Origin of the sequence: Bartonella sp. MF74HXZ (assembly GCF_042194445.1) — a bacterium.
Classification (GTDB): Bacteria; Pseudomonadota; Alphaproteobacteria; order Rhizobiales; family Rhizobiaceae; genus Bartonella; species Bartonella grahamii.
Genome location: NZ_JBHIMW010000004.1, coordinates 36739 through 61804, shown reverse-complemented (window position 1 = coordinate 61804; position 25066 = coordinate 36739). Strand labels below are relative to the sequence as shown.

General features: G+C 39.8%; 18 protein-coding genes. 3 read left to right on the top strand and 15 right to left on the bottom strand.

From position 1 onward, the window contains the following. Positions 1–128, bottom strand: a 128-nt coding sequence (gene rpmF, locus ACFIJ8_RS04405; protein ID WP_375639166.1) for a 50S ribosomal protein L32, incomplete at its 3' end; no start/stop codon positions are given. A gap of 426 nt (positions 129–554) precedes the next feature. On the opposite strand from rpmF, the gene ACFIJ8_RS04400 reads away from it, so the two are divergent. Then, positions 555–1457 carry a polyprenyl synthetase family protein gene (locus tag ACFIJ8_RS04400; protein WP_375629346.1) on the top strand — a complete coding sequence of 301 codons (903 nt, stop codon included), beginning with the start codon at positions 555–557 and terminating at the stop codon, positions 1455–1457. Between the two features lie 996 nt (positions 1458–2453). Here the strand turns inward: ACFIJ8_RS04400 and ACFIJ8_RS04395 are convergent. From ACFIJ8_RS04395 to ispG, 3 genes are all read right to left on the bottom strand, one after another. Next, positions 2454–2741, bottom strand: coding sequence for a hypothetical protein (locus tag ACFIJ8_RS04395; protein ID WP_375639089.1), 288 nt, complete (start codon positions 2739–2741; stop codon positions 2454–2456). A gap of 719 nt (positions 2742–3460) precedes the next feature. Further along, positions 3461–4612 (bottom strand): MFS transporter, encoded by a 1152-nt coding sequence (locus ACFIJ8_RS04390; RefSeq protein WP_375639088.1) that lies wholly within the window; start codon positions 4610–4612, stop codon positions 3461–3463. A 341-nt stretch (positions 4613–4953) separates the two neighbouring features. Further along, positions 4954–6195: a flavodoxin-dependent (E)-4-hydroxy-3-methylbut-2-enyl-diphosphate synthase gene (gene ispG, locus ACFIJ8_RS04385; RefSeq protein ID WP_273787659.1), complete on the bottom strand. Its 1242-nt coding sequence runs from the start codon at positions 6193–6195 to the stop codon at positions 4954–4956. A gap of 857 nt (positions 6196–7052) precedes the next feature. On the opposite strand from ispG, the gene ACFIJ8_RS04380 reads away from it, so the two are divergent. Then, complete coding sequence (locus ACFIJ8_RS04380; RefSeq protein WP_273787658.1) at positions 7053–7337, top strand: hypothetical protein; 285 nt, start codon at positions 7053–7055, stop codon at positions 7335–7337. Positions 7338–7813: 476 nt separating this feature from the next. On the opposite strand, the gene ACFIJ8_RS04375 is transcribed toward ACFIJ8_RS04380, so the two are convergent. From ACFIJ8_RS04375 to ACFIJ8_RS04335, 9 genes are all read right to left on the bottom strand, one after another. Beyond that, the gene (locus ACFIJ8_RS04375) at positions 7814–8821 is read right to left on the bottom strand and encodes an HlyD family secretion protein (protein ID WP_273787657.1); all 1008 of its coding nucleotides are present in this window, start codon (positions 8819–8821) and stop codon (positions 7814–7816) included. Positions 8822–8850: 29 nt separating this feature from the next. Then, positions 8851–10479, bottom strand: coding sequence for an MFS transporter (locus tag ACFIJ8_RS04370; protein ID WP_375639087.1), 1629 nt, complete (start codon positions 10477–10479; stop codon positions 8851–8853). 24 nt (positions 10480–10503) lie between these two features. Then, positions 10504–10920: an ATP synthase F1 subunit epsilon gene (gene atpC, locus ACFIJ8_RS04365; RefSeq protein ID WP_375639086.1), complete on the bottom strand. Its 417-nt coding sequence runs from the start codon at positions 10918–10920 to the stop codon at positions 10504–10506. A 108-nt stretch (positions 10921–11028) separates the two neighbouring features. Continuing rightward, positions 11029–12672: a F0F1 ATP synthase subunit beta gene (gene atpD / locus ACFIJ8_RS04360; protein ID WP_273787655.1), complete on the bottom strand. Its 1644-nt coding sequence runs from the start codon at positions 12670–12672 to the stop codon at positions 11029–11031. A 19-nt stretch (positions 12673–12691) separates the two neighbouring features. Then, positions 12692–13603, bottom strand: coding sequence for a F0F1 ATP synthase subunit gamma (locus tag ACFIJ8_RS04355; protein ID WP_375629331.1), 912 nt, complete (start codon positions 13601–13603; stop codon positions 12692–12694). Between the two features lie 20 nt (positions 13604–13623). After that, positions 13624–15159 (bottom strand): F0F1 ATP synthase subunit alpha, encoded by a 1536-nt coding sequence (atpA, locus tag ACFIJ8_RS04350; protein WP_026500438.1) that lies wholly within the window; start codon positions 15157–15159, stop codon positions 13624–13626. Then, positions 15159–15743, bottom strand: coding sequence for an ATP synthase F1 subunit delta (gene atpH / locus ACFIJ8_RS04345; RefSeq protein WP_273787653.1), 585 nt, complete (start codon positions 15741–15743; stop codon positions 15159–15161). Before atpH ends, atpA begins: the two co-directional genes overlap by 1 nt. Before the next feature lie 1998 nt (positions 15744–17741). After that, positions 17742–19949 carry a primosomal protein N' gene (locus ACFIJ8_RS04340; RefSeq protein ID WP_273787652.1) on the bottom strand — a complete coding sequence of 736 codons (2208 nt, stop codon included), beginning with the start codon at positions 19947–19949 and terminating at the stop codon, positions 17742–17744. Positions 19950–20321: 372 nt separating this feature from the next. Further along, positions 20322–20525: a hypothetical protein gene (locus ACFIJ8_RS04335; RefSeq protein WP_375639085.1), complete on the bottom strand. Its 204-nt coding sequence runs from the start codon at positions 20523–20525 to the stop codon at positions 20322–20324. Positions 20526–21087: 562 nt separating this feature from the next. On the opposite strand from ACFIJ8_RS04335, the gene fsa reads away from it, so the two are divergent. Next, positions 21088–21741, top strand: a complete 654-nt coding sequence (fsa, locus tag ACFIJ8_RS04330; RefSeq protein WP_273787650.1) for a fructose-6-phosphate aldolase — start codon at positions 21088–21090, stop codon at positions 21739–21741. On the opposite strand, the gene lptE is transcribed toward fsa, so the two are convergent. Beyond that, positions 21738–22352: an LPS assembly lipoprotein LptE gene (gene lptE, locus ACFIJ8_RS04325; RefSeq protein WP_375639084.1), complete on the bottom strand. Its 615-nt coding sequence runs from the start codon at positions 22350–22352 to the stop codon at positions 21738–21740. The genes fsa and lptE overlap by 4 nt on opposite strands. Then, the gene (leuS, locus tag ACFIJ8_RS04320) at positions 22339–24999 is read right to left on the bottom strand and encodes a leucine--tRNA ligase (RefSeq protein WP_375639165.1); all 2661 of its coding nucleotides are present in this window, start codon (positions 24997–24999) and stop codon (positions 22339–22341) included. The genes lptE and leuS overlap by 14 nt, the downstream gene beginning before the upstream one ends. Positions 25000–25066: the final 67 nt, after the last annotated feature.

The window sequence follows — 25066 nt, the reverse complement described above, 5'->3', positions numbered from 1 at the left end:
TCAATGTGATGAGGACGACGTAATTCACCAGAATTTTTATCTTCGATATAAGTCGGCGCCTTCAGAGCATCAGCCGAACGGCGCATGCCCCTCTTCGCTGGAGAGGTTTTTCGTTTAGGTACAGCCATAAAAAGACACTCCAAATCCATTAAAACAGAAAAAGCAATGTCAAAAATGACAATGCTTCATTTAAAAACACCATAAAATTTTAAGATGTTATACACTGATAAACAAGAAGAGGCAATGTCAAAATGCTCCTCCTCTTACCAAAAATGACCTTCTTTTTATCAAAAATGATGTCAAAATGATCAAATGAATATCAAAAACACCGCAAAATTTGAAAATTTTATACGCCAATGAAAGCATTCTCATAAGACCTTCATTCAATTTTTATTTGGCTTAAAAAGGGATTTGCACATACAATAGAGATACGGATAAAAAGAGAAATTGATTTTTAATAAAAAACGACACCAATTTATGAAACCAAGAAAAAGCGACAACCTTTCTCTTCAAAACTTCATAATTTCATTTTTGTAAAAACAAAGGAAGCAAGAATGCACGAATTTACCACCCTTCTTGCAAAACATGGACACACTGTTGAAAAGCGGCTTGATACCCTGTTAAGTGATCAAATCCAAAATGGTGAAATTTCACGCCCTAAAAACTTAATCAAAGCCATGCGCTATGGTGTGCTGAACGGTGGAAAACGCCTGCGTCCTTTTCTTGTGATTCAAAGTGCTGCACTTTTTGATATCCCTGTCGAATATTCTCTTGATGTTGCATGTGCCTTAGAATGTATCCATTGTTATTCGCTCATTCATGATGATCTTCCCGCTATGGATAACGATATACTCCGGCGTGGAAAACCCACCGTCCATATAGCATTTGACGAAGCAACAGCAATTCTAGCAGGCAATGCTCTCTTAACATTTGCCTTTGAAATCATTGCCCATAAAGCCAGTACTTTATCTACAGACATTAGAATCAAACTGATCACGTCTCTTGCACAATCGGCAGGACTTGGCGGTATGTTAGGTGGACAAATGCTGGACCTTGAAGCTGAAAAAAAACCGCAAGGAAGTAATGACATCATCACTCTACAACACATGAAAACAGCAGCCCTGATAAGCTTTGCTTGTCAAGCAGGCGCCATTATTGGCAATGCATCTAAAGAATTAACCGAAAAACTTACTGATTTTGGTACCTATCTTGGTTTAGCCTTTCAATTAACCGATGACCTTCTTGATGTCACCGCCAACACACAAACCCTAGGAAAGACTGCTGGAAAAGATGAAACGGCACAAAAAGCAACTTTTGTTCATCTTTATGGCATTGAAGAAACCCAAAAAAAGCGAGATACACTCATCAGTAAAGCAGAAGCATTCTTACATCCTTTTGGCGCTAAAGCACTCCCCCTCCAACAAGCAGCACACTTTAGCGCAATACGCAAAAATTAAACTTCATCCGCTCCATTGCACATAGTGTAAACCATCACCTTTGTTGAATGCATAATAAACTTTTCAAAGAAACGTTACCATTAATCTCCATTATAGTTCTTATCATGAAATGGGTGCGACAAATCTTGAGAGGGATTTCATTAAAACAAGCCGCGTGAATTTATAACACAAGTGCATTCTGGGCATTTCATTTTGCATGAAAAATACCTTCCATTAAAGAATGAACGAAAGAAAATGTGAAACAATGCGTAATCACCATGCTTTAAAAGATATTACCGTGGATGCTTTAAAGCCGAATAAAAACGATCAAAAAGAAGAAAACTCGTTTTCTCCTTCATGTCTTTAATCTTCTAACGATAAGGCAAAAAATAAACAGGATAAGTATCAAACAAGGCATTTTATAAACCCGTAAAAAACAATAAAAGAAGTACAATGCCCTAAGTAAATGCCCTCAGTAGAGAATCGTAATTTTTATGCCTTTCCACGCTATCTTGTTATAGAAGATCAAATATGGTTACATTCTGTAAATTCACTCGTGTATTGCTTGATCTCTAAAAACACTTTTACAAAAGTATGTAATAACTTCAATTTAATAATAATCACGATCACTGTAGAACTTTAATTCGTCACGCTCTTTATCTCGTTTATTCAATTCATCGCATAAAAAGAGAATTGATAAGATTAAACAGAGAATAACCATTGAAACAGAAAAATAAAAAAGGCCTTATTTTTAATATAATAGCGCAATTTAATTTATGATAAGTACTTTTTTCAAGCTAAGTGTAAATTTCCTCCTTTAAGTGAAATTTTCTTATTAAGATGAAGAGCATCATTGTAAGTGAATCTATGCCTGTTGCCAAAGCTGGAAAATGCGTCCATCTTTTGAAGACATAATAAAAAACATGCAACATGGCTAAGAAAATATCGTGACGATCAATAGAGTATCATAGCCATTTAATATCCTTCGAGAGAATTTTGCCCATTACCCATTAAATGTCATTTGTAAGTTTTTCTTGGTTTCATCATGTCATATATCGTATTGAGATCTATACAAAAACGCGCTATTTGTTTAGTGTTTTCATTATGACCAGCTTCCATACTAGACACAAAGTCAATAACTTGTGTTATTGGGCTAATGCCATTTCCGCTTGAAGAATTAAGAAATTTTTTCGCATAATCAATCATGGGATCCGTAGAGTTCATAGACATATTATATGCCCAAATAAAATTGTTTTCTCTCCAATTATAGTCATAACGCAAACTGCTTATGACATTAGGGAACATTGCCCATGACATCTCCTCATTATAATTCACCGCGCAATAAATTAACAAAGCGTCCACATAAAACAATAAGTCTGTGATGATGCCATATAATATCAAATTTGGGCGCTATATTCTGATAACCACGGCTATATACGAAGTTTCTTGCTTGCTCTTGTTTTTGAAAATGTTCAAAAGCCTCGTATTTTCCATCTATCTATTCTTCGTAAAGTTTATTGTACTGCTCTAGACTATCCACGCGAGTACATCCCAACAATACCAATACAGAGACCACAACCAAAGAGAAAATACTCAAAAATGAGAATGAAAGATGCCGTTATCTCAACAAGATCATTCATATTTTAAAGGAAACAAGAATAAAACGCGTTAGATATATCAACAATAAAATCGGTCATGGGAAAACTGCTCCATCACCATTCCTTAATAAGCATATAATCCGGTACAATCATTTTCTTTATCAGCGTCCAATCTTATCAGCAACTCTTGGTGCAATATTCATGAGAAGCATTTTTATTTCTTTTTTAATGATTGTGATGCCACGCCCACTGATAACGTACAAGCAGATGACTTTGATTGCTTCAACATACATAGATTTGAAATAAGAATAACGGATAACATTCTGCTTTCCCATTCAACATGCAAAAACAATGATGCGCCTTAATAAATAAAAGCCTTGATCCACTATAAACCCCATGAAACACACGTGAAATACGTTACTATTTTCACTGAGATTTCTTTAGGGCTCCTTCTAAAAAAAACATTGCCAACAGATAAACCAATAAATAGATACCCAAAATATAAACGAGTGAGAAAAAGCCAAATATATCGACCATATACGCACTCATGTAAAAAAATACCAATAAGCTAAATCTCCCAACAGTTGACAAGAAAGATTCATATGTAGCCCTGAAATGATCACTAATACTATCGTGCAAAACAACTTCTACACGCAGATATGTATACTTAATTAAGTAAAAAATCATACAAACTAAAATAACAGCAATTTCTTTTTTCGGCTCAAAGAAAACCACTGTAAAAATCAGTGAAACCAAAAGAAACAGCAATAAAATAAAATTCACTCTTTCACTTAGTTTTGTAAAGAGAAAACTAGCCAAGAGCTGAGAGAGCAATATCAGTGAAAATGTCACACCAAGATCAAAATAAGTGACATTAATATGATGATCTTTAAATATCCACTGCCAATACTGCGAGAATATATTGAAAAAGATCAGTGAAAAATAAAAGCATAAAGAGATATAAGGAACTTTAATAAAAATAGACAACATCTCTTTAGCATCATAAATGAGAGAATTCGCTTTATTTGGTTTTTTCTCTCCCTTCAGGTCATCAAGAAAAAACAAACCAAATAGTGTTGTCATCAACATTAAAAACGCCGCGATATACCATATATATTGGCTAGAATAATCAGCAAAATAAGCACCGATCAAACTGAATATAAACATGCCGATGTAATTATATTGAGAGCTCGCTCCCAGCACTTTTTTAGTCGATGTCAATTTTGCTTTTGCATATTGAACAAGTAAAGCATTATAGGCGCCAGCAATCAATGTCAGCGATAAGGCATTAAAAGATTCTGCCAAAAGAAATCCATAAAAGCTTGTAGAAAATCCCATGAGACATAGCCATGTAGCAGCAAAAGCCGCTGCCAAAACGATCGATATTTTATAACTTTTTCTATCGGCAAAATATCCCAGAGGAATGTCTGTAACCATCATAATAAAAGCCTGAAACGACTTAATGATCCCGATATCAATAAGAGTTAGCCCTTTTTCAAGCATATAAAATACAATAAAGGCACCTGTTAAAATTCTTATACCGTTAAATAAAAAGCCAAACGCTAATATATTTGTCATCTATTCCCCAATAACACCACGAAAGGTGTCAATACATCCTTTTATATAAAGATAAAAGCTTAAATTTTATGACAAATATGGCAATAGCCGCTATGCGGATCTCCAATCCTATCAATTTGATATCCTGAAAATTGCTAGAAATAATGTCACATTTAGTTTGCTATTGGATCTGTTTGAAGACAGTATTATCAAGGAAAAATGCTTGAAAACAATGAAGAAGCGCATCAATTTATAAACGATCATCTTGTTTCTCAACATGCAACCACAATGAGGACTGAATATTGATTTACAAGCAAAAACACAGCCTTTAATGAAGAAAAAATGCACTCCAAGAATTTATTTCAACCCTGTCCAAAGCGTGTATGAATATAATCACTCAAAAGCGCTTCAAATTCTTCAGCAATGTGATCACCCCGCAAAGTTTTTACCTTTTGTCCCTCAATAAAAACAGGTGCCGCAGGACTTTCCCCCACTCCAGGCAAAGAGATTCCAATATCCGCATGTTTTGACTCCCCCGGTCCATTGACGATACATCCCATCACGGCAACCTTCAAACTTTCAACGCCAGGGTATTTTTCACGCCAAATAGGCATATTTTTGTATAAATCCGCTTCAATTTTTTGCGCCAATTGTTGAAAGACCGTTGAGGTTGTGCGCCCACAACCAGGACAAGCCGCAACCACGGGCAAAAATTGCCGAAAACCCATCACTTGCAAAAGTTCTTGCCCCACCTTTACTTCTCGTGTCCGATCACCACCAGGTTTTGGTGTTAAGGAAATTCGTATCGTATCGCCAATACCTTGCTGTAATAAAATGCCCAAAGCCACCGAAGAAGCAACAACCCCCTTTGTTCCCATCCCAGCTTCCGTTAATCCCAAATGAAGAGCATAATCACAACGCGCCGCCAAGGTGGTATAAACAGCAATAAGATCTTGAACATCACTTACTTTAGCAGAAAGAATAATTTTATCACGTCCCAATCCCATCTCTTCAGCCCAAAGAGCCGATTGCAGAGCAGACTGCACAACAGTTTCCCGCATCACTTCAGCAACCGATAAAGGATTTTCTTGCTGTGCATTTTCATTCATAAGCCGTGTTAACAACGCATTATCAAGAGAGCCCCAATTCACGCCAATGCGAATAGGTTTATGATACCGACAAGCAATCTCAATAATTTCTGCAAATTGACGATCTTTTTTTGCGCCAAAACCAACATTTCCAGGATTGATGCGATATTTTGCAAGCGCCTCAGCACACGCAGGATGATCAGATAAAAGCTTGTGTCCAATATAATGAAAATCCCCAACCAATGGTACAAAAAATCCTAACCTCTCCAATCGCTCCCGTATTTTTGGTACAGCTGCCGCCGCTTCATCACGATCAACAGTAATCCGAACCAATTGTGAACCAGCTTGCCAAAGAGCAGCCACTTGAGCAACAGTTGCATCAACATCAGCCGTATCCGTATTGGTCATTGACTGTACAACTATCGGGCTCTGCCCCCCAACGATCACATCACCAACAGCAACACCAATAGACCGACGACGCTCAAGTGGTTTAGATAAAAAATAGGTCGTACTCATCAAGTCCTCAAATTTTTAAAACCTGCGCTATCAATCATCATTTACATTGACTTCCTCCGCGCTTCAAAGGACGAAAATTACACCGCCCCCCAATCTTAACAGATTACTCTCAAAAGGTTCCACCTACTAACCACTGATGCAATTCAACTCATAGGTGCGATTCATCCTATAGACGCACCGGATAAGTTCTACTACTTCTGTTCAAGTTTATACTTCTACACTTGGTTGATTCAAAAAGAAACCGAAACCAAACAGAGACAATACTGTATTTTTAAGTTGCATGCCTATACCGTACATCCACGTCATCGCAAAACAGTGTTTTACAACACAACAGATAACGCCTATCAAAACGCAATTTTTAAAAATGCATGAAAGACACCGCCTAATTAATCCAACACATTGATTTATAATAATCTATTTTTTACAAATTTGAATAGAAAACCCAAATATCGTAAGATTTTCTCATTTTAAATCTTCTTAATTGAATCAATCAATACCACTCCCTAAAGCCACAAGAGAACATGTAGATAAAAACTTCTTATAAACTATTTCACGTGCCAAAAGCTATCCCAACACTTTAAACAAACAAAAAAATGAAGACACCAACTTACATCTTTATGAAATAAAGATGATAGAATGAATCTTACACCCTTTTGTAAAAATTTTTACCTTACATCCTTACATGAAATGAACTCAAGCACATTCAGAAATTCCTCATTAAACCCAAACTCTTAATTCTCTTCTCACCCACGCGCGGCATTATCAATGCAACCTTTCAATTTTCAAGCCGTTATAGCAAAACCCCAAACACAATTCCAACTGTCACGCAATAATTTAACACACGAAGGAGTCAATAAATGTGTCTATTTTCACCCAACGCCAAAAATGCTAAAATTAAAAAACGTATAGCACAATTAAAAAGAGAACTGGTCCCCGTAAATCATTGGAGTTCTCAAAAGGATAACTTTGAAAACATTTCTGAGCTGTTTGACACATGGAAACAAAAAGTCCGTCACACGCTTTATCACCTCAACGAACATGCTACAGAATTAAAGAAAAAAGCGAAAGAAAATCCTAAAAAAACCCTCGCACTAGCAGCAGGAGTCGTTTTAGTAAGCTTCTTGCTGATCCGTAAAAATTAACAACACAACCAACAACCTTCCCTTTTAATGCCCGACTCAAAGCGGGCATTTTTTATAGTTTACAAAATATAAACTTTACGTCTTTCCCCTAACTTTACGCTTTCCTCCAAAAGATAAGTTTTTCATCCATCCCACCAGTCTATTATCCAATTTTTTATCCTGGCAGTCTCCCACCCCTGTCCTCAAAACACGCGGTGACACCACATCCCAAAGGACAGTGTTGTGAGAAACTATAAGAAAAATTTTCAACAGTGCATCTATCCCCCCTACTGAATTATTTCAAAAGAAATGGAAATGAGTAAAGATGCATGCGCTTTAATATTCTAAGGAACATTATTTTACATCATGATATCGAAGTATAAGGAGCCTAAGAGCTTTAAAAGATGTATCATAACAAACCAAACGAAATCTTCCAATGTGAAGAGCCATTTACTATAAGTAAATGGCACGAGAATTAAACTGAAAAAACCCAAAATTTATCCTCCAGAATCGACCCGCTGCGAAGTATCCACATACGTAACCACAGACATCCCAGGAATGAGCTTTTCAATTCCCTCCTGCCCAGGATCTAAAGAAATCCGTACTGAAATACGTTGCGCAATTTTGATAAAATTACCAATTGTCGTATCTGTTTTTAACAATGAAAACTCTGAACCTGTCGCTGGAGCAAAACGAACCACACGCCCCGTTAACTTTTTGTTGTTCAATGCATCAACAGAAAAAACAACCGGTTGTCCTACACGCATCTGAGAAAGTTGCGTTTCCTTATAATTAGCAATAATCCAAATGTCATCAGAAATAACAGAGACCAATTGCGTACCCGGCATAACATATTGCCCTACCCTAGCGCCAACCAATCCAATATAGCCTGTTCTAGGAGATAAAATCTTTGTATGATCGAGATTAAGTTTTGCCAACTCAACACTCACCTTTGCTCCCGCAACTTCTGACTGTAAACTTTGTTTTTCAAGATTTAATTGTTTTTGCAATTGTCGTTTTGTTTCTAGGGCTGCCAAGAGTTGTGAAAGAGGGCGAGAAACAGAAACTGCCGCATCACCAAAGCCTAACTTTTTACTATCAGAAACAACATTAGAGAATGCTCGTGAACGCGCCAATTCCGCTTCTGCAGCATTAACTTCTCCCTGTAAAATCTGAGCTTGCAACTCAATACTTGCCAGTTTTGCATTTTTTGAATCGAGAACAGCCTGTGCCCGTGCAAGCTGCTGACGAAAAAGAGAATCATCAAGCTCAAAGAGCAGCATTCCTTTTTCAACACGTTGATAATCTTGCACATAAATCCGTGCAATCACCCCAGAGATCTGTGAACTAACCAAAGTAACATTGCCCTTAATGGAAGCATTATCCGTTATTTGAATGTTATTTACAAAAGGAGGAAGTCTCCAAGCCCACAAAATTAGCAAAACACCCGTAATACCTGACAGGAATGCAACAATCGTAGCTTTTGACCGTAATGCTTTTATCATTTTTTGCACCCCTCTTCTATACCATCACTCTACTTTTCTAACGTCCGCAAAGAGCATGACTTAACAACTATTGTGACAAGAAAGATAATGAATACAACCATTGAAATATAAAAATAAAGCCGAAAAACGTCATCATAAGCAAAAATATTTGCTGTTAACTTAAATTTTTCTATCAACAGAGAAGTTCCCTGTTCACTCCCTAAGCCATGAGGGACAGAAGTAGCATAAGAAGGCGAAAACAAAGTATTCATCTCACCAGAAATAAGCGGATCAGTCACAACAATATTTTGTGTTAAGGACTCAAAGTTTTTATGGGCAAAATAAAACTGTAGGCTGCCAAAAAAAGCCGATCCCATCAATCCCCCTGTCACTTGCGTTAGCAAAAAAACCGCAATAAAACTCAAAACATAACGCGGTCCTCGCTCACCAGCGATCACAAACCCTTTGAAAAGAGCGGGAGGCAAAAAAAGTGCATAACTAAAACTCACCAACCCTTGGCTCAACATCATATCTTTCGGACGTGTTAAATAGTTTACACGACTGTCTAAATAAGCTCCCAGCGCCAAACAACCTAAAGATAACAAATAAAAATAATCTTCACGCCCCGCCCGTAAAAAAAAGACACAAACAGCCCCCCCTAACAGAATACCCAATGTCACCGCAAGATACATGGGCGCCATTTCACGATTAAGCAAACCAAAAAGATTAAAAAAACCCACGGGCAAATTTGACCGCTCCAACAAAAAAACATGAAAGATCAATAAAATAAAAACCGATTGAACCATTTCTTTACTGAAAATCCAACGTAAATCAATCAACGGTTTTTCTCTATTAAGCTCAATAATAATAGCAATAGCCAACGAGAAAATAGCAAGTGCAAGCCCCCAACCAATCCATGGTGCTTCATACCACCAATACAATATGCCAACAGACATAATCACGGCATTTAATCCAAGACCAAGAGCAATCAAACCATAACTTATCCAATCTAACTTTTGAATAACCTTACTGCGGACAACAGGCGTTAGAGGCAAAGTATAGATACAGACCAAGCTGATGAGAACCAACCCCATTTCCAGAGCGGAAAGACTGGAAAAGCCACCATTTTCCAGCAAATCAGGAGAAATCAAACGTGATAAAGGCGCCGCTAAAGCCGCATTCATATAATTCAAACTAAGACCAACAGTAAACTTCTTTGCTGGAGCAAAAGCCTCCATCATATAAAGCAGCGCAAGCGAAGCCAAAGGAGCAGCAGCAATCCCAGCAAAAAAGCGAATAATCAATGCAGAACGCAAATCCGTAACAAAGAGTTGCAACACGCAAACCAAAACGAAGCCAAGGATTGATAATTCAGCAAAAGCACGCAACCCAAATTGATAGCGGATTTTGATCAACATAATCGCTACACTCACATTTGGCGCCATATAAGCTGCTACCAACCATGTTGTCTCGGTCAAAGTTGCGTGAAAATCACCCGTAAGATGGACAATGTTAGACTGAACAATATTAGCCCCTAAACCATAAGCCCATTGCAAAATAAGAGAAGCAAAAATATAAACAAAACATTTTGGCAAAGGTCCTGCAAAAATACGACCAGGACGAGGAAAAGGTTTTCCACCCCTTTTAGCAAACATAACCGTACTCTTTTTTCCGCTCATGTCACCTTTTTCCTGTATACGCTGCTACGCTTCTATCAACACAGCACCATCAGCTGACAATTGCTGGAAAAAAGCCTCTATTTTATGATTATCCTCATCTCTTGTCCCCCCTTCTAATGTCGCTTGGACCTGCAAAATCCGCTGTTCCAATACATCAAAAGAAAGATGCTCTACAGCCACAACGTGCTCTACCAATAAAGAGCAGCCTGAAAAGGTAATATTTGCAACGCCCCCGCATACAGCAAATAATTTCTCACCCAAAGAGGTGCGAACACGCACACTCCCCAACACAATGCTTGCCACTAATGGCGCATGATGCGCCATAACTGTCAAAGAACCTGAGGCTGAAGGAAGAACAACAGACAATACCTGCTCTGAAAACACAATTTTTTCAGGCGATACAAGCTCAAATAAAAAATGCTCTTCTCTATTGTTTTCCACAAAAGTCTCCACAATACCCGATATAAGGACTCTCTGTTTTCTTCAACGACTTGTCCTTTTTAACGAAAAATATTCATGACAGTTTTCTCTTGAACAAGAAGCTTCTTATTAAGACGCCTCTGCCATGAGACGCTTTCCTTTTTCAAGTGCTTCATCAATCGAACCAACCATATAAAAAGCAGCTTCTGGCAAATCATCATAATCGCCAGCACAAAGACCTTTAAAGCCTTTAATTGTCTCTTCTAAAGGAACGAGTTTCCCTGGCGAACCAGTAAAGGCTTCCGCAACATGGAAAGGTTGCGAAAGGAAACGTTCAATTTTACGCGCCCGTCCCACCAGCAATTTGTCATCTTCAGAAAGTTCATCCATTCCAAGAATAGCAATAATATCCTGAAGCGCTCTATAACGTTGTAAAATGGTTTGCACTTGACAAGCAACAGTGTAATGCTCTTCCCCTACAATCAATGGATCCAACATACGCGAGAAAGAGTCAAGCGGATCAACCGCCGGATAAATTCCCTTTTCCGCAATAGAGCGCGAAAGAACTGTTGTTGCATCCAAATGAGCAAAAGACGTTGCCGGCGCTGGATCCGTCAAGTCATCGGCAGGAACATAAATTGCCTGAACGGAAGTAATAGAGCCTGTTTTTGTACTGGTAATACGCTCTTGCAAAGCCCCCATATCCGTTGCCAAGGTAGGCTGATACCCCACAGCAGAAGGGATACGCCCTAAAAGCGCTGACACTTCAGCACCAGCTTGCGTGAAACGGAAAATATTATCCACAAAGAAGAGAACATCTTGTCCTTCATCACGGAAACTTTCTGCAATTGTCAATCCTGAGAGAGCCACACGCGCACGCGCTCCTGGTGGTTCATTCATTTGCCCGTAAACAAGGGCACACTTTGATCCTTCCGTTGAACCATTATTCTCTTTTGGATTCACGTTCACGCGGCTTTCGATCATTTCATAATAAAGATCATTTCCTTCCCGTGTACGTTCTCCCACACCAGCAAATACAGAATAGCCACCATGTGCCTTTGCAATATTGTTTATAAGCTCCATAATAAGAACGGTTTTTCCAACACCAGCACCACCAAACAAGCCAATTTTACCTCCTTTAGAATAAGGAGCTAACAAATCCACGACTTTAATACCAGTGACGAGAATTTCTGAAATGGTTGATTGCTCAACATATGGAGGTGCCTCTTGGTGAATAGAACGCGTTTTGGTCGCAGGAATTGGTCCCACATTATCCACCGGCTCTCCAATCACATTCATAATACGTCCCAATGTTGCTTCTCCTACAGGAACGCTAATTTGCGTGCCTGTATCCACAACCTTTTGGCCCCGCATCAAACCATCAGTGGTATCCATAGCAATCGTACGCACGGTATTTTCACCCAAATGCTGCGCAACTTCTAATACCAAGCGATTGCCTAAATTCTCTGTTTCCAAAGCGTTAAGAATATTTGGCAATTCACCTTCAAATTGCACATCAACGACAGCACCAATAACCTGCTTGATCTCACCAACAGCGCCTTGTGCACGCTCTTCTTTTTTTGCGGATGTATCTTTTTTTACAGGTGTATCTTTAGCTGCACTACGCGCAGGCGCAGAGGAAGCCTTTACATCCACTGAAGCCGTTACATCCACTTGAGACTTCGAAGCGGCTTTTTTCACGCCGGAACGAGCAGCTGGTTTCTTTTTTTCACCTTTTTCTGTTCCTTTGCTTGAGGTTACTGCTTTTACCATCAATCCTTACCTTTTCCATTTAAAGCGCTTCAGCGCCCGCAATAATTTCGATCAATTCTGTCGTAATCTGTGCCTGACGTTGACGATTATAAGCTACCGTCAATTTATTAATCATTTCACCTGCATTGCGCGATGCATTGTCCATAGCTGTCATCTTGGCACCCATCTCACCAGCAATATTTTCTAGCAAAGCCCGAAAGATTTGCACCGAAAGATTGCGTGGCACAAGCGCCTCTAAAAGAGAAGCCGCATCAGGTTCATACTCATAGACAATTGATTGTGAACCTTTGCTATGATCTGTTTGCTCCTCAACATCTATTGCCTCAACAGCTGCTTTTGGAGCAATCATCGGAATCAAGCCAAAAGCTGTTGGACGCTGATTAATCACAGAAATAAATTCAGAATAAAACAGCGTACAAACATCGAAAGCGCCTTCATTGAATAAATCAACAATCCGTTGACTAATCATCACCGCCTCTGCAAAACCAATGCGCTTTACAGCATGCAAATCGATATGATCAATTATCAAGCCTTTGTAATCACGCGATAAAATATCCGCACCTTTTTTGCCCACAGTGATAATTTTCACTATTTTACCAGATGCCAACAATGCCTTAATCTGTTCACGTGCACGACGAGCGATTTGCACATTAAAAGCACCACACAAACCGCGCTCAGCAGTACACACCACCAAGAGATGCACATCATCTCGCCCCGTACCACGCATAAGAGCAGGCGCATCAACACCATCTACATCAGCAGCAACACTGGTCAAAATATCAGCCATCTTCTTCGCATAAGGACGCGCAGACTGCGCTGCCTCTTGAGCACGATGCAACCTCGCCGCTGCAACCATCTGCATAGCTTTGGTGATCTTTTGTGTTGCTTTAACCGAAGCGATACGGTCTCTAAGATCTTTTAGTGAGGCCATTCAAGCATTCCATCAATTCATCACGAGAAATTTTTTGCATAAGTATTAAGAACAGTTATCAACTTGTCTTTCAGCTCGTCTGTTATTTGCTTTTGCTCAGCAATTGCCTTTAAGAGATCTTGATAATCACTACGCAAAAGCACCAAAAGTCCCTGCTCAAACCGCGCAACATCAGAAACCGCCAAAGCATCAAGATAGCCATTCACACCTGCGAAAATAACCACCACTTGTTCTTCTGTTTTGAGTGGAGAAAATTGTGGCTGCTTCAACAACTCTGTCAAGCGCGCACCCCGATTTAACAGACGCTGGGTTGACGCATCCAAATCAGAGCCAAACTGCGCAAAAGCTGCCATTTCACGATATTGCGCCAATTCACCTTTAATCGAGCCAGCAACTTGCTTCATCGCCTTAATTTGTGCGGCAGAACCAACACGCGACACAGAAAGACCAACATTTACAGCAGGACGAATTCCTTGATAAAATAAATTAGTCTCTAGAAAAATTTGCCCATCAGTAATCGAAATCACATTTGTAGGAATATAGGCAGAAACATCATTTGCTTGCGTTTCAATAACCGGCAAAGCTGTCAATGACCCAGATCCATTTTCCGCATTCAACTTCGCAGCCCGCTCTAAAAGACGCGAATGAAGATAGAAAACATCTCCCGGATAAGCCTCACGACCTGGAGGACGACGCAATAAAAGAGACATTTGACGATACGCCACCGCCTGTTTTGACAAGTCATCATAACCGATCAAAGCATGTTGCCCATTATCACGGAAATACTCACCCATAGCACATCCAGCAAGAGGTGCAATAAATTGCAGTGGTGCTGGATCAGAAGCGGTCGCTGCAACAATAATAGAATATTCCAACGCTCCACGTTCTTCTAAAACTTTAACGAATTGTGCCACCGTTGAACGTTTTTGACCGATAGCCACATAAATACAATAAACTTTGTCTTGCTCTCGTCCAGCCCCTTTTTCATGAAAAGGTTTTTGATTTAAAAATGTATCGAGCAAAATTGCTGTTTTTCCTGTTTGGCGATCACCAATCACCAATTCACGCTGCCCCCGTCCAATAGGAATAAGTGCGTCAATCGCTTTCAATCCGGTCGACATCGGTTCATGCACTGACTGACGCGGAATAATCCCTGGCGCCTTAACATCAACACGACGACGCTCCGTTGCTTTAATGGGACCCTTCCCATCTATAGGGTTTCCCAACGCATCAACCACACGCCCCAGCAAAGCGGGCCCCACAGGAACATCGACGATAGCGCCTAACCGCTTAACGCAATCACCTTCACGAATATCGCGATCTGAGCCAAAAATGACCACACCAACATTATCAACTTCCAAATTGAGGGCCATACCGCGCACACCGTTTGGAAAAGCAACCATTTCCCCTGCTTGGACATTATCCAAACCATAAACGCGAGCGATACCATCCCCTACAGAGAGAACCCAACCAATTTCTGAAACCTCAGCCTTTTGGTCAAAGTTTTTGATTTGCTCTTTTAGAATTTTTGAAATTTCAGATGGTCTAATATCCATCAGCTGACCTCTTTTTTCAATGCAAGCTTAAGCGAAGACAATTTTGTGAGAAGAGACGTATCAATTTGAGACGACCCCACACGAACGATTAATCCACCAAGAATTGTTGGATTCACAATGCTGTGTAGCAAAACTTTTCCTCCAACGACACCTTCCAAAGCCTCACACAACTCTTGTCTTTGTTGAGAACTTAAGGGGCGCGCAGAAACAATTTGCGCAGTAACCTGCCTACGAGCGCGCGCAACACAACGCTGGAAAGCATGTAAAATACCAAATACGGCACTAAGCCTACGGTTTGTTGCAATAACGCGTAAAAAATTACCAATAACCTGACCTGCGTTTTTATCAGCAAATTTGATGTTTGCACAAACAGATTGCATCACCTTAATTTGCTCTTTAACTGAAAAGAATGGACTAAGCACAAAGCGTTTTAAATCTTTATTTTGCTCCAAAACAAGCAAAAGATCTTCCACTGCCTTTTCAACCTTTTCAACGTTTCCAGCTTCTTGAACGCAATCAAAAAGCGCTTGCGCATAGCGTTGATCTACCAACGGCAGCGGTATGAGAGAAAATGAATCCGACACGAAATACCGCCTCTTTCCCTTGAGCGACTCTCTGATAGTTATCAGATGAAATGAAACAGACATTCTCAATCTTAAGAATCTTCTTCTTAAAACCTAGAACAAAAACTTCTTGGTTTCTAGCATAGACATAGCCGACTCGCAACACCACAAATCGCTGCTTTTTAAAAATTTTAATAAAATATTCAAAATATTTTTGAAAAGAATTTTTTTTAGATATACAGGATGGCATCACAGTTTTTTTATGCCTCTTTTTGACATTCTCTGAGCGATTTTTTCACTCTCTTTGATTTTGCTTCAAATGCTCTTGCCACCATAACAAAACACTTCTTCTCTAAAAAACACTTCCTTTATCACCTCAAGACCTTTAACGAAATGCGAATGCGACTGAAAAAGTCTATTATTGCAAACTGCTAAGAAAGAAAAAATAATGAATATCCTCCTAAAAATTAAAGAAAAAATTGATCTTATTTCTTCAAATACCCACTCCTTTTAAAAAATTTCACCAAGTATATTTTCTTATAAACACACTCTTTAAGCATACAATGCATTGATTTATAATGATAATGTATCATTTTTCATACCAGATGAGCCCCAAACATCGAAAGATTCTCTTATTTCAAATCTTTCTATCAAAATCACTCCCTTGCTCCATCACAAACAAAAAAGGAAATGATTAAAGAAAAAACACCTCGTATAAACGCTCTCAAGTACCAAGAGCTTTCGTAATCCTAAAAGCTAAATAATAAATGGCGCCATTTTATACCTTTATGAAATAAAAATGGGGAGCCTTAACGCGGTTTTTTCATTCATGAAAGCTTTTACATTCTACACTCGAGAAACATCGTAAAATGAATTCGAGCATGCTGAGAAACATTTGTTTAAAAAAGCATATGAATACAGTAATACAATAGATGTTCTGTAATATTCCGTTTTGGGCGTTCTGCTTTACATGAAAAATGTGCCCCCATTAGAGAACAAAAGTAACAAAAGCATGAAGCAATGGATAATCTCCATTTCACGACAGCGCCCATAAATGCTATAATGGTAGCTCCATTGAGCAGCCTCATCTTTACACTTATGAAAGAACAAGCCGGCACCATCACATACTTTGCCATCTCCCAATTTTACGACAGCCCTTAACACTTGAGATGATGAGGTATTTTAGTCCTTTCTTATATAGTTTCACTCGACACAGTCTCCCCCATCTGTAACATGCAAACGAATGGTTTTGATTGATCAATATAAACAGATTTGAAATAAGAGAATCCTACAATAGTTGAGATTCTAAAGTGAATAACGGCATATTATCACTATAAATCAATATGTTATTATTTATAAAATTATAATTATGGGCGCTTTTGAAAATTCTAGAGCCATAAATAAGGACGACAACGATAAATGCTCATTTTAACCTTTACGCTCCCAAATGAGTCTGTGTGCTCGTCAAAGATAAATAAAATAGATATATGCAATACTCTCGCCCTAATCTAGCATACAAAAGCAGGTACGACTCGTACAGCACTAATACATCTTATGAACGCTGCTTCATAAGGTTTTAAGGTCAAACAACATCAAAAACACGACCTTCATTAAGCCCACATAGCTTCACTTTATATGGCACTATATTGATATGGCACTATATTGCACTGATTTTAGAAAAAGCATAAATCAATATCAATTTGAACCCGAATAGAATTGGATATTTTGGGGTGTACAGCTAAGCATTTTCAGCCCCTATAATCAGCCATTATAAAAAGAATCCGCCTATCAAAAGGGTACTGTCCCTAAAACAAAAAAGGAGTAAAAGCCGAAATGATAGCGCCCTCGAATAAGAGAGGCACTTCTGCTGGTCCCATAACAAAGATATTTTTTCCCGTGTCTCTACTTAATGCAATGCACATGCATCATATTCTGCTGCTTGGACGCTTATTCTGAATAGATAATATTAAAGTAAAGCACCCTAAGCTAAAGAGACCTTCACTTTATGCGAGACTGGTTTTAGAAAAAACTTTGCGGATCAATATCAATTTGAACCCGAACGGAACTGGGCATTTTGGGTGTACCGCTAAGCATTGCGCGTATAAACCCTTGTATATCAAAAGAGCGCTGTCCTTGCAGCAAAAGCCGAAAACGATAACGCCCCCGAACTAGAGCCAAAGGCGCTTCTGCTGGTCCCATAACCGAGATATTTTTCTCCCGCGGCGCTGCTTGACGCAATGCGCGCGCATAATGTTCTGCTGCTTGGCGCTGTTGTGCAGATACAATCAAAGAGGCAAGTCGCCCATAGGGAGGCAAATGATAATGCTGACGCGCTGCAATCTCACGTGTGTAAAAATCTTCTGGCTGGCATGAAAGTAAGGCTTTGATAACCGGATGATCTGGTTGATAAGTTTGCAATAATCCTAAACTTTCCAATCCCTCACGCCCTGCTCTTCCGGTAACTTGGGAAAGCAGCTGGTAGGTACGTTCACTTGCGCGTAAATCGCCATTGGCAAGACCAAGATCAGCATCAATAACGCCAACCAAAGAGAGCTTAGGAAAATGATGTCCTTTAGCGACCAACTGTGTTCCAATAATAATGTCCACATCGCCATTTGCAATAGCTTGTAATTCGCTTCGCAATTGCCCAATCCCTCCTTTGAGATCTGTTGAAAGAATCAATGATCGCGCTTGAGGAAAAAGCATTTGTGTTTCTTCTGCAATTCTTTCCACACCCGGTCCACAAGCCACGAGATGATCTAATGTCCCACATTCAGGACAGGCTTGAGGAAGTGGTTCATGATATCCACAATGATGACATTTCAATTGCCCTTGCGCACGATGTTCGACCAACCAACTTGAACAATCAGTACAATGAAAACGATGTCCGCAAATTCGGCATAAAGTTAAAGGTGCATAACCACGACGATTAAGAAAAAGAAGAGCTTGTTCGCCCTTATCAAGCGTTTGCTTTAAAGCCCTTTCAAGAGCAAAGGAAATAAAGCGCCCCTTTTGCACCCCTCCTTGGCGCATATCAACCACCCGCAACTGTGGAAGTGCTACTTCTTTAAAACGGGAAGGTAAATGCACCTTTTGATAACGCCCTTTTAAAACATTGGCTTGGCTTTCAATCGACGGTGTAGCTGAAGATAAAATAACAGGAAAATGCTCAAAAGAGCCCCGTGCAACAGCCATATCACGCGCATGGTAAAAAATGCGCTCTTCTTGTTTATAAGCGCTATCATGTTCTTCATCAACAACAATCAAGCCAAGCTCATGAAAGGGAAGAAAAAGCGCTGAACGAGCCCCCGCAACGACACGCACCCGCCCTTCTGCAACTTGCCGCCAGACACGTTCTCTACGACGTGGCGTCAAATCAGAATGCCATTCTGCTGCCGCAGCTCCAAAGCGTGCATAAAAACGATCTAAAAACTGCTGTGTTAAAGCAATTTCCGGCAATAAAATTAAAACCTGCTTGCCCCCTTTGAAGGCTTGAGCGACCGCTTCAAAATAAACCTCCGTCTTTCCTGATCCCGTAACACCATCAAGCAAAAAAACTTGAAACTGAGAAGATAAAACACCTTCCCGCAACATTGTTGCTGCTTCATTTTGCGCTCCCTGCAACTGAGGAGGACAAAAGTCAGGATCAGGCATTGCCACAAGATCAGGAGCAGGAACTATAATATCTTCAAAAACCCCTAGCGCTTTTAAACCTTCAACAACAGAAACCGAAGTTCCAGCCGCATGCGCAAGACCAGAACGTGTCCATATCTTCTCATTACGCACCAATTCCAAAACCCGTGATCGCGCTGGTGTGAGACGTTCTACATTTCCACCACAATATCGCAAACCCAGCATCTGCGCTTCCGGCTCTAAAGCAGCCGGTACAGACAAAACCAATCGCGCCACAAGACCAAAAGGCGCCATTGTATAGCGACTAACAAAACGCAAAAATGTGATCATTTCTGCCTTTAATGGGGGACAATCAAAAACATGAAGCAGAGAGCGTAATTTTTCACGCGCCACCGAACCAGACCTTTGCCCATCTGCTGCCTTCTCTCCAACATCCACAACAAAACCGCAAAGCTCACGCCCCATCACCGGAACCCGAACAAAGGAACCAACATTCACCTCCATAGAAGAGGGAACTTTATAACTATAAGCGTGAGCAACAGGAAGAGGAACCAATACAGATACAATCTCTTCCTCTATCACGTTTGAATGCATCTTTTAAACCAATCTACGACCTCTTGAGCACCAACAGGTCTACACCTTATCTTTAAACACTCTTATAAAATTCATTGCAGGATTCAATCTCTCCCCCCTATCACAACACTTTTCTCACAAAAATTCTTTTTAATATTCATTTCATCACCAAAGTGCCAATAAAAGAACCAATCTCATCGTCTATAATAAAAAACTCTATAGCAAAAAAACCAGCGCCATTCTTCTGTGCAAATAAAGCTCATCACTATAAGCATTCAACATGATATCGTAAGTGCATCCTTCAACAAAGCGATCCCATAGTATGACTTCTTCCCAACACACACGTTTATTTTTTTACCGCCTCATATCTCAATTTATCTTCAACAAACTGATTTATAAAGATATAATCATCATTTTACCTATTGTAATAAAACCCTCAATACGATGAATTTTTCTCATTTCAACCCCATCGAAGAACATTTGTAAATCCTTATTAATGAGAGAGTCTCCCATGGTTTTAATTACAGGGAGAATAATATCGCAAATGGAACCGTTACAATATTCACCTTGGCTTTGTGCCAAAACGTGGAAACACATGCGTACATCTTTCAGCTTGATTGAGAATCAAGCAACAATACAAGTAGCACAAAAGCGTATTGTTGAAGAATGGGTAACACAGAATAAATCAATGTATTGACCATAAAAAAACACTTCATGTGTAAAATTTACATGCCTTCTTCAATGGTGTTTTACGATAAAATAAATCCATTCACTTCTATCAAAAATGAGGTTAAACGTACCCCCCTGAAAAAAGGAGGTATCTTATGATGCACTCTCAAATATCAAGAGCAATCGCAAATAGGAAATGAGCAAAGTGTGTGATAATGCTAGCTTATTTTCATAAGTATAAAAATACCGCTACGCAAAGATTCCAATACGCAAAAATGTTGGTACACAATAAGCCCTATGCCTTATTACGAGCAACGATATAAAATGGGTATGGAAACAATAAGTAATATTTCTTTACCGAAAACGGGTACATGGTTAACATCATAGCATTCTTGTTCTTTACACAAAGAGTAATTCTTTCTCTTGCTTTTGCAGTCAACAATAGCGCATAACAAAAAATAGGATAAAAGCTAAAAAGAAGAGGTTAGATATGAAGTTTTTTGTGGATAGCGCCAATATCGAAGAAATCCAAGAGTTACAGAATTTAAGCCTTGTAGATGGTGTCACCACCAATCCCTCTCTTATCCTAAAATCAGGACGCAATATTCTTGATGTCACAAAAGAAATTTGTGCTCTCATTAGCGGACCTGTTTCTGCTGAAGTTGCAGCAACGGAATTTGAAAGCATCATGAAAGAAGCGGCTGTTTTAGCAAAGATTGCCGACAATATTTGTATCAAGCTTCCTTTAACACTCGATGGATTAAAAGCCTGTAAAGCCCTCACAAAAGAAGGACTAAAAACAAATCTTACACTTTGCTTTTCTGCCAATCAAGCCTTACTTGCAGCCAAAGCAGGCGCAACATTTGTTTCGCCTTTTATTGGTAGACTGGATGATTGCGGAAATGATGGAAGTGAACTGCTTCATGAAATTCGCACAATTTATGATAACTATAACTTTGAAACACAAATCTTGGCCGCTTCAATCCGCACCGTTAATCATGTCAAAGAAGCAGCACTCAGTGGTGCTGACGTTGCAACAGTTCCACCAGCAATATTAAAAGCACTGGTCAAACACCCTCTCACTGATAAAGGGTTGCAAATATTTCTCAACGACTGGAAAAAAACAGGACAAAATATTGCTTAATATCTAGAATTTTTATTGGAAAGATCTTTTGAAAGTAACAAAAAAATCTGTTCAGCCAACTCTTCAGCAACCCGTTTTTTTGCATCTTCTTCTGCTTGCATCGTTGCATATTCTTGACGAAGTCGGTCAAAAGATGCACTCATCATTGCTGTTCCTTTTGCAACAAGAGTATTTTTCATATCCTGCAAAGTATAAGAAGCTCTGCTCATAACAGTTCCAACAGAAGGTCGTCCTTTTCGTTTTTTCTCGAAATCAACCTCTATCTGCATAGATTCTCTTGTAGATACAGATATCTGCAATGCCAATCGATAAGCAGGTAGAGAAGGTTTACCACCATTTCCATACAAAAGAAACAGCAGATGATTGCGCACCATTTGACCAAAACGATCCGAAGGCTCTTCCACAACAATAGAAGCAAGCTTTTGCGCAAGCCCCAAAGAAGCTTGCCCAGAAACAGGCTTCCCATAAGAAGCAGAATCCCCATAAGAAGCAGAATTCATTGTCATTGCACTCTGCAATTCTTGACGATAAAGCGGTTCAACTTTGCATCCACACAACAGTGTGAATACGCCAGCTAAAACGACAAGAATAAAACTTTTAAAAAACGACATTCACAATCCTTTGTGGAACAATAATGATTTTTTTCACAGGCTTTTCAACCAGCTGTGCCTTTACAAAATCTAAAGCCAAAACCGCTTCTTTAATCATCGTTTCATTTGCTGTTGCTGCAACGCTCACCTCACCGCGTTTTTTACCATTAATTTGTACTGGCAAAGTATAGCATTCCGCAACGGTTAACGCGCTGTCATAAACAGGCCAAGCAAGCGCAGACATTAAAGTTTTTCCCCCTAAAGCAGCATGACATTCTTCTGCTAAATGAGGCATCATCGGTGCAATCATGGCAAGAAAAAAATCCATGGCTTGACGTAAAGAAGCTTTCATTTCATCGTCAACACTTGCTATCTTGTTGAGCAACGGTGCCATAATATTCAAGAATTCATAAAGGCGTGCAATAGCCCGATTAAAAGCAAATTTTTCCAAATCATCTTCTACAGCGCAAAGCGTACGATGTGCAACCTTTGAGAGTTCCAAAGCTGCCCCCTGATGCCCTGCACAAGGCGCCACATCCTTTAAAACAGAAGCGCTCAAAGCCACACAACGCCAAACACGCTGTACAAAGCGATGAGCTCCTTCAACACCAGATTCTGTCCAGATGACATCCCGATCAGGGGGAGAATCTGACAACACAAACCAACGCACAGTATCAGCGCCATAGGATGCGATAATATCATCAGGATCAACGACATTCTTTTTGGATTTCGACATTTTTTCAATCGAACCAATCATCACTTCACTTTGATCAGTCAATTTATAAGCCTGTCGTTTTCCATCCTTTTCAACAATGGAAATTTCTGCTGGAGAAACCCACCCTTGATCATCCCGATAGGTTTCATGAACCACCATACCCTGGGTAAAAAGCCCCTTAAAAGGCTCATCAACAGTCACATGACCAATCAATTTCATGGCACGCATAAAAAAGCGTGCATAGAGAAGATGAAGAATGGCATGCTCAATTCCACCAATATATTGTTGCACAGGCAACCATTCAGAGATTGCTTGTTTGTCGACAGGTTCCTGCGCAAAAGGAGCCGTAAAGCGTGCATAATACCAAGAAGAGTCAACAAATGTATCCATGGTATCGGTTTCACGTTTGGCAGGTTGACCACAGGAAGGACAAGTAACATTCTGCCATGTTTCATGTCGTGCAAGAGGATTTCCAGGCTGATCAAAAGTAACATCATCAGGCAACACAACCGGTAAATCAGTACGCGGCACAGGAATCACTCCGCAAGATGTACAATGGATCATCGGAATGGGGCACCCCCAATAACGTTGCCGCGAAATCCCCCAATCACGCAAACGAAATTGCACTGTTTTTTTCCCTTGCGGTTGCCCATTGAGCATTTGTTTCTCAAGCCTTTTGGCTGCTTCTTCAAAAGCTTGTTGAGGTGTCAAACCATCCAAAAAGCTGGAGTTAATCATCACACCATCACCCGTATAAGGTGTGTCAGCAATGACAAAATCTTCTGCTTGCTCTCCTTTTGGTAAAACCACCGGTTTTATTGGAAGATCATATTTACGCGCAAAATCGAAATCTCTCTGATCATGAGCCGGACAACCAAAAACAACCCCTGTTCCATAATCCATGAGCACAAAATTCGCGATATAAACAGGAATATGTACTGTTGAATCAAAAGGATGAACTGCCAAAAGAGGCGTGAGAAATCCTTGTTTTTCAGCTGTTTCAAGTGCTGCCGTTGTCGTTCCACCACACCGACAGTTTTCGATAAAAGCACTCAACGCTTTATCTTTCTTTGCCAAAGCTTGTGCAATGGGATGGTCAACAGACAGAGCTAAAAAAGAGGCGCCAAAAAGTGTATCAGGACGTGTTGAATAACAAACAACCTCATTAAATGTCTCACAAACATCATCAACACCACGTGCATCATCAACACCACTTGTTGCCTTTAAAGCCCAACGAATCAGTAAACCTTGCGATTTTCCAATCCAATTTTTTTGCATAGTGCGAACTTTTTCAGGCCACTGCTCCAGCTCTTCAAGCCCAGCCAAGAGCTCTTCACTAAAGTCGCTAATTTTGAAAAACCACTGCGTCAATTCACGCTGTTCCACCAACGCACCAGAACGCCATCCCCGCCCATCAACAACCTGCTCATTTGCCAAAACGGTGTGGTCAACAGGATCCCAATTCACCTTAGCCACTTTACGCGCAACCAAACCCTTTTGATAGAAATCAAGGAACAACATTTGTTGACGATGGTAATATTCCACATCACAAGTCGCAAATTCACGTGTCCAATCTAGTGAGAGCCCTAATTGCTTTAATTGCCCGCGCATCACAGCAATATTCTGATAGGTCCAAGTTTTAGGATGCACTTTACTTTGCAGAGCAGCATTTTCAGCCGGCATACCAAAAGCATCCCAGCCCATAGGATGAAGCACATTAAAACCCTTTGCCCTTTTATAGCGTGCCACCACATCCCCCATGGCATAATTGCGCACATGCCCCATGTGAATGCGGCCTGACGGATAAGGAAACATTTCTAAAACATAATATTTTTCACGAGCATCTTCTTGAACAGTCTGAAAAATTTTCTTTTCATCCCAAATTTCTTGCCATTTTTTTTCTCTCGCACGTGGATTATAGCGTTCGCCTATATTATAATGTCCAATCGTCATTCCCATTATACTCTTTTAATAAAACAGAACCAAAAACTTGTTTTATTATGCTTGACCATGGATTAAC